The sequence below is a fragment of the Amycolatopsis sp. NPDC003676 genome (assembly GCF_053587275.1).
In genome coordinates this window covers 117,631-124,173 of sequence record NZ_JBSFNS010000017.1, presented here as the reverse complement: position 1 = coordinate 124,173, position 6,543 = coordinate 117,631, and the positions used below count along the sequence as shown (strand labels likewise).

At 70.6% G+C, this 6,543-nt stretch carries 7 protein-coding genes; 3 read left to right on the top strand and 4 right to left on the bottom strand.

Features of this window, described 5'->3' with window-relative positions; genetic code table 11:
* Positions 1–123: 123 nt before the first annotated feature.
* Complete coding sequence (locus tag ACWDNU_RS14275; RefSeq protein WP_449669112.1) at positions 124–810, bottom strand: SDR family NAD(P)-dependent oxidoreductase; 687 nt, start codon at positions 808–810, stop codon at positions 124–126.
* A gap of 80 nt (positions 811–890) precedes the next feature.
* Here ACWDNU_RS14275 and ACWDNU_RS14270 point away from each other — a divergent pair, with 80 nt between their 5' ends.
* Positions 891–1,319: a MarR family winged helix-turn-helix transcriptional regulator gene (locus ACWDNU_RS14270; protein WP_449669111.1), complete on the top strand. Its 429-nt coding sequence runs from the start codon at positions 891–893 to the stop codon at positions 1,317–1,319.
* Here ACWDNU_RS14270 and ACWDNU_RS14265 read toward each other — a convergent pair.
* From ACWDNU_RS14265 to ACWDNU_RS14255, 3 genes are read right to left on the bottom strand one after another with little or no spacing between them, the layout of a single operon-like run.
* Positions 1,300–2,055 carry an NAD(P)-binding domain-containing protein gene (locus tag ACWDNU_RS14265; protein ID WP_449669110.1) on the bottom strand — a complete coding sequence of 252 codons (756 nt, stop codon included), beginning with the start codon at positions 2,053–2,055 and terminating at the stop codon, positions 1,300–1,302. The two genes, ACWDNU_RS14270 and ACWDNU_RS14265, sit on opposite strands and share 20 nt — an antisense overlap.
* 18 nt (positions 2,056–2,073) lie before the next feature.
* Positions 2,074–3,573: an MFS transporter gene (locus ACWDNU_RS14260; RefSeq protein ID WP_449669109.1), complete on the bottom strand. Its 1,500-nt coding sequence runs from the start codon at positions 3,571–3,573 to the stop codon at positions 2,074–2,076.
* 4 nt (positions 3,574–3,577) lie between these two features.
* Positions 3,578–4,327, bottom strand: coding sequence for a GntR family transcriptional regulator (locus tag ACWDNU_RS14255; protein ID WP_009084055.1), 750 nt, complete (start codon positions 4,325–4,327; stop codon positions 3,578–3,580).
* A 155-nt stretch (positions 4,328–4,482) separates the two neighbouring features.
* On the opposite strand from ACWDNU_RS14255, the gene ACWDNU_RS14250 reads away from it, so the two are divergent.
* Positions 4,483–5,526, top strand: coding sequence for an SIS domain-containing protein (locus ACWDNU_RS14250; RefSeq protein ID WP_449669108.1), 1,044 nt, complete (start codon positions 4,483–4,485; stop codon positions 5,524–5,526).
* Entirely contained in the window at positions 5,523–6,485 is a 963-nt protein-coding gene (locus ACWDNU_RS14245; RefSeq protein WP_449669107.1) for an N-acetylglucosamine kinase, read from the top strand. Before ACWDNU_RS14250 ends, ACWDNU_RS14245 begins: the two co-directional genes overlap by 4 nt.
* Positions 6,486–6,543: the final 58 nt, after the last annotated feature.

Below are 6,543 nucleotides of genomic sequence, written 5' to 3'. Positions count from 1 at the left end.
GAGGGGAACCCTGAGGGAATCAGATTCCCTCAGGGTTCCCCTCACGTACCTCGGCATCGCGCGCCAGGCCAGCCGCGCGGCGCGAGAACCCCCGCGCGCCGCTGAGGTGGCCTCACGCCGTGGTCACCAGTTGACGGTCTGACCCTGGCGGTCCAGATAGTGCAGCCCGCCCTTGCCCGTCCAAGCTTCGATCGTGTCGGCGACGCCGGGAATGCTCTCCTCGACAGTCAGCCGGGCACCCGGCCCGCCCAGGTCCGTTTTTACCCAGCCGGGCGCCATGAGCAGCAGCGTGCGCGGGTCGTCGGCGTGCCGGGCGGCGAAGCTGCGCATGAGCTGGTTCAGCGCGGACTTGCTCGCCCGGTAGACCTCGAAGCCGCCCTTCGTGTTGTCGGCGACGCTGCCCTGGCCCGACGACATCACGCCGATGGTTCCGGTCGCGGGGACCAGATCCTGCAGAGCCTCGACGACGCGCATCGGACTCAGCGCGTTGGTCACCATCACCTTGGCGAAGTCCTCGGTGGACACGTCGGCGAACGTCGCCGAGGCGTCGGTCGTGTAATTGGTTCCGGCGTTGACGAACAGCAGGTCGAACACCGATCCGGCCAGCCGTTCGCGCAGCGCAGCGACCTGTTCGGGCACCGCGATGTCGACGGTCTCCGCCGTCAGGCCGCCCTCGGCCAGCTCGTGCAGCGCGGAGGGCGTCCGCTCGGTCGCGGTGACCTGCCAGCCGCGGCCGAGGAATTCGGCGGCCAGTGCGTAGCCCAGCCCGCGCGACGCCCCGATGATCAGCGCGCTCTTGCCTTCGGTCATGACCGCCTCCTTAGCTATCAATTGATAGCTAACCTACGCCGCCGAGGAGATACCTGTCAAAAGATAGCTATGCTGGCCGGGTGAAAGACGACCAGCTTTTCGAGCTCGCCGACCTGATCCTCGCGGTGGCCCGGCACATCAACGCCGCCAAGGAAGCCAACGCCGAGTCGGGGACGCCGCTGGAAGGCGCGGTGATGCGGTTCGTCGACCGGCACCCGGGAACCACCGTCAACGCCGCGGCCGAGGCGACCCAGATGATCTCCAGCAACGTCAGCCGGGCCGTCCGGGGCCTGGAAACCAAGGGCCTGCTGCGCCGGGAATCCGACCCCGACGACGCCCGCCGGGTACGCCTCTACCCCACCGAAAAGGCGGCGGAGAACCTGCAGCGGCTGCGCGACACGTGGTCCGCGCTGCTCGACGGGACGTTCACGGACACCGCAGAGGTCGGCACCTTGATCACGGCGCTGCAGAGCATCGAGACCCGGCTAGTCACCCAATCCCGCGGCTGATCCGGGCCAGCACCGCGTCCAGCCCCTGCCGCACCGTCTCCGGCATCCCTTCAGCCCGAAGATGAGCCAGCAGTTGCTCGTTGATCCCGCCCGGAGTCATGTGCCGGGCAGTCAGCTCCTCCAACGGTCCGCCACCGGCCAGTGACTTCCCGACCTGCGCGAATATGTGCGTCACGTACGCCGAAGCCACGTCCGCCTCGACGCCCTGCGCGGCCATCCACCCGGCGATGGTCGCCAGATAGTCCAGGTGCGCGGCGAACGTCGACGTAGCCGCGCTGAACGCTTCCAAACCCGGCTCGTCGCGAGGCACCACGACGCCGCCGACGCGCTCGAACAGCTCCCGCGCGACGCCGTCGTCCGGGTACATCGCAGTCAGACTCTGCCGCTGTGCCGCCTGCGGCAACGGAATCGACCGCACCACCCGCGAAGCCGGCGCGACCAACTCCCGCAACTGCTCCACCCGCACCCCGGCCACCGCACTGATCACCACGTGTTCCGGCCGGAACGCCAGCTCAGCCACCACTTCACGCAGCACCGGCGGCCGCACGGCCAGCACCACCGTGTCCGCCTGATCAAGGACTTCCTGGTTGTTCGCGCACACCCGCACGTCCGGATACCGCGCGGCCAGCCCGGCGCTGATCTCTCGCGAGCGCGGCGACAGCACGACCGGCAGGCTCCCGTCGAGCCCGGTCACGACGGCAGCGGTCAGCTCCCCGGCACCGACAAACCCCAGCACAATTCCCCCACCGAAAGATCAGCGACGCCCGCCTGGATGGACGTGCGTGGGCGGCCCTTCCACCCCGCAATGCAGACAATCCCCGGGATGCGGCGAGTCGTCCGGCTCAGCGGCGCCGAGCACCCCGTTGTGAATTCCTAACGCGATAAGCCCGCCGACGATCGCGAGCACCGCGCAAATGACCAGCGCGGTCTGCCAGCCAGCAGTCAGCGTGGTCGGATCCCGGTAAGCAGAACCCGTCAAACCAGCCGCGGCGGGCAATACCGCCACCGCCAGAAGTCCACCCGATCGGGCGATCGCATTGTTGACCCCAGAGGCGACCCCGGCGTACCGATCCGGCGCGGCGGCCAGCACGGTCGCGGTCACCGGAGCGACCACAGTGGCCAGCCCCAGCCCGAACACGACCACCGCGGGCAGCACCGATCCGAGGTACGACGACCCCGGCCCGACCCGCGTCAGCAGCAACATCCCCACGCCGACCACGATCGGCCCGACCACCAGCTGCAGCCGCGGCCCGATCCGCTGCGCGAGCGCCCCCGACCGGCCGGACAGCAGCAGCATGATCACCGTGATCGGCAATCCGGCCAGCCCGGCGAGCGTCGGCGAATAGCCCAGCGACACCTGAAGCTGCAGAACCAGCAGCATCATCACGCCGCCGAGCGCCGCGTAGACCACGAACGTCAGCGCGTTCGACAGCGTGAACGTCCGGTCGCGGAACAGCGAAGGCGGCACCAGCGGTTCGGCGGCCCGATGCTGGAGCCAAAGAAACAACCCCAGCCCGGCGACGCCGACCACCAGCGCGACCAGCACGACCGGATCGCCGATCCCGCGCACCGGTGCTTCGACCAGCGCCCCGGTGACCCCGGCCAGCCCGAGCGCGCCGACCGCCGCGGCGACGTAGTCCGGATGCCCGGTCGCCGCGGTATCGCGCGACTCCGGGACGAACCGCCGCGCCATCAGCACGACGACCACCGCGAGCGGCAGGTTGATCAGGAACGCCAGCCGCCACGACCACGCCTGCACCAGCAGTCCGCCGAGCAACGGCCCGACCGCCGCCGCGATCCCGCCGAGCCCGGACCACGAACCGATCGCGCGGGCCCGGTCGTCGTGCGAGAACGACGACTGCAGGATCGCGAGCGAACCCGGCGTCAGCAACGCTCCGCCGATTCCTTGCAGCACGCGGAACAGCACGAGCAGCTCGGTCGACGTCGCCGCCGCGCACAGCCCGGACGCGAGGCCGAACCACACCACGCCGACCAGGTACACCCGCCGCCTGCCGTAACGGTCGCCGAGCGACCCGGCGACCAGGATCAGCGCGGCGAGCGCGAGCAGGTAGCCGTCGAGAATCCACTGCAGACCGGCCACCGACGCGCCCAGCTCCTCGCCGATCCGGGGCAGCGCGACGTTCACGATCGTGCCGTCGAGCATCGCCATCCCCGAACCGAGGATGGTCGTCCAGAGCACGCCGCGAGCCGCGGGCGTGCCCCAGCGGATGCCGGTGTCCCCCGTGGTGGTCACCCGGTCAGGGCAGCAGCGTGGTGACGAACTTGTACCGGTCGCCGCGATAAACCGCGCGGGCGAACTCGACCGGCTTGCCGTCGGTGGCGAACGAATGCCGGGTCAGCATCATCACCGGCATGCCGACGTCCGCGCCGAGGATCTCCGCCTCCTGCGGACCGGCCAGCGACGTCTCGATCGTCTCCTCCGCACGCTCCAGCTCGACGCCGTAATGCTCGCGCAGCACCGCGTACAGCGAACCGCCCGCGGTGATGTGCTTGCGCAGCCCGCGGAACCGGCCGAGCGGCAGATGCGTGGTCTCGAGCGCCATCGGCTGGCCGTCGGCGAGCCGGAGCCGGCGCAGCCGGAGGATCTTCGCGCCGTTGCGCAGCTGCAGGAGCTTCGTCATCTCGCCCTCGACTGGCAGCTCTTCGAGCTCCAGCAGCTGGGACGACGGCTTCAGGCCCTGCTTGCGCATGTCCTCGGTATAAGAGGACAGCTGCAGCCGCTGCGCGAGCTTCGGCTCGGCGGCGAACGTGCCCTTGCCCTGGACGCGGTGCAGTCTGCCCTCGGCGGTGAGATCCGCCAGCGCCTGGCGCACGGTGGTGCGCGAAACGGTGAATTCTCCCGCCAGCGCCCGCTCGGTCGGGATCGGCGATCCCGGCGGCAGTGCGTCGAGCAGGTCCAGCAGATGCTGCTTCAGCGCCCAGTACTTGGGTTCGCGCTGCCCTCGCGCAGCAGTCCCCGCCTCGCTCGCGGGGGGTGTCTCCAGCATGCCCGGCTCCCTCAGTCTTCCCACATTAAACGCGCCACTGCCCCGTGAGGAAACGTACCCTTCTCCCGACCCGCTCCGCCCGGCTAGCATTGGTCTAGACCTGACCGGACGCCGCTCAGCACACCGGGACCCCCGTCCCGGCGGAGAGGAAAGTGATGACCCAACTACGTCCCGGCGAGCACATGGCCGCGGAAATCTCGGAGCAGCCCAGCGTTCTCGCCGGGCTGGTCGAGCGGCGGTCCGGCATCGCGGAAGTTGCGGAAAAGATTTCACAGAACCCGCCGAGGTTCGCCCTGCTCGCCGCTCGCGGTTCGAGCGACCACGGCGCGCTGTACGCGAAATACCTGATCGAGGTACTCCTGGGCCTGCCGGCCGGGCTCGTGTCGCCCTCCACCGCGACGCTCTACGGCGCTCGCCCGGACCTGCGCGACGTGCTCTTCATCACGGTCAGCCAGAGCGGCGGTTCGCCCGACTTGATCGAGGTCACCGAGGCCGCCCGCCGTCAGGGCGCGCTGACCGTGTCCGTCACCAACACCCCGGATTCGCCGCTGCGCGCGGCTTCGGAACTGGGTGTCGACATCGGCGCCGGCGTCGAAAAGGCAGTGGCGGCGACCAAGACGTACTCCGCGACGCTCATGGCGCTGTACCTCTTCATCGACGCGATCCGCGGCGGCAAGGGAGAGGATGCCGAGAAGATCGGCGAACTGGCCCAGCAGACGCTCGACGGTGCGGCCGAAGGCGTGCAGCGCGCGGTGGACCGGTATCGCTTTGTCGACCGCGTTCTCACCACCGGGCGCGGCTATTCCTACGCCAGCGCGCTCGAAGCTTCGCTGAAGCTCGCCGAGACGAGCTACCTCGCGGCCCGCGCGTACAGCGGCGCGGACCTGCTGCACGGCCCGGTCGCGGCGGTCGACGGCGAGACCGCCGTGCTCGCCGCCACCAGCCTCGGCCGCGGCGGCGAAGCCATGCGCGAGGTTCTCGAAGCGGTCGGCGAGCGCGGCGCGGACGTGCTCGCGGTCGGCTCTGCGGCACAGGACGTGCCCGCCGCGCTGCGCATCCCGGTCGCCCCGACCGTCGAGGAATTGGCTCCAGTACTGGAAATCCTGCCGATCCAGCGGATCGCGCTCGGGCTGTCGCTCGCTCGCGGCGGCAACCCGGACAACCCGCGCGGTCTGCTGAAGGTGACCAAGACCCGGTGAGTCTCGTAGTAGGCGTGGACGCCGGCGGCACCTCGACGCGAGCGATCGCGATCGACGCCGCCGGCGTCGTGCACGGCACCGGAGCCGCGGGCGGCGCGAACCCCAACTCGCATCCGCCCGCGGAGGCGGCGGCCCGGATCGCCGGCGCCATCGAATCCGCTGTGGACGGACGGACCGACGTGCTCGGCGTCGTGGTCGGCATGGCAGGCGAGAGCAAGCTGTCCGACCCGGCGGTCGCCGCGGAATTCACCGCGGCGTGGGAGCGGATCGGTCTCGCCGGCCTGGTCCGGGTCACCGGCGACGCCGAGGTGGCTTACGCCTCCGCGACCGCCGAACCGGACGGGACCGTGCTCGTCGCGGGCACCGGCTCGATCGCCGGCCGGATCCGCGGCAGGCGGATGGTGCGCACCGCGGGCGGCCACGGCTGGCTGCTCGGCGACGAAGGCTCCGGGTTCTGGCTCGGCCGCGAAGCCGTGCGCGCCACGCTCGCCGCGCTCGAAGGCGACGGCCCGCTCGGCGGATTGGCCGAGGCGGTCCTCGCCGAAGCGTTCGGACCGTCCGCAGTGGACTTGTCGGACCGCTTCGCCGTCATGTGGGCGCTGGTGACCCATGCCAATGCGGAACCCCCGGTCCGGCTCGCCCGGTACGCGCCGCTGGTGAGTGCCGCGGCCGCCGCCGGCGAGCCCGTCGCGGAGGAAATCGTGGCGCGCGGAGCCGGGCATCTCGTGCGCGTGGCTCGCGCCACGCGCGAGCCGGGAGAAAAAACTCCGATCGTGCTCGTGGGCAGCGTGCTGGCCGAAAACAGCCCGGCCGGGGCTCGCGTGCGGGCCGAATTCGCCGGGCTCACCGTTCTGACCAGCTCCGATGGCGTGCTCGGCGCGGCGTGGCTCGCGGCGGTGGAGGCGTGGGGCGAGGACACCCCGCGACCATCCCGACGGGTGAATGCCACCAAAACTTGAGCGGAAGAGTCGAAACCGTCGACTCAACCCCTCCGGTCCGGGTACCGTAGGAACCGGC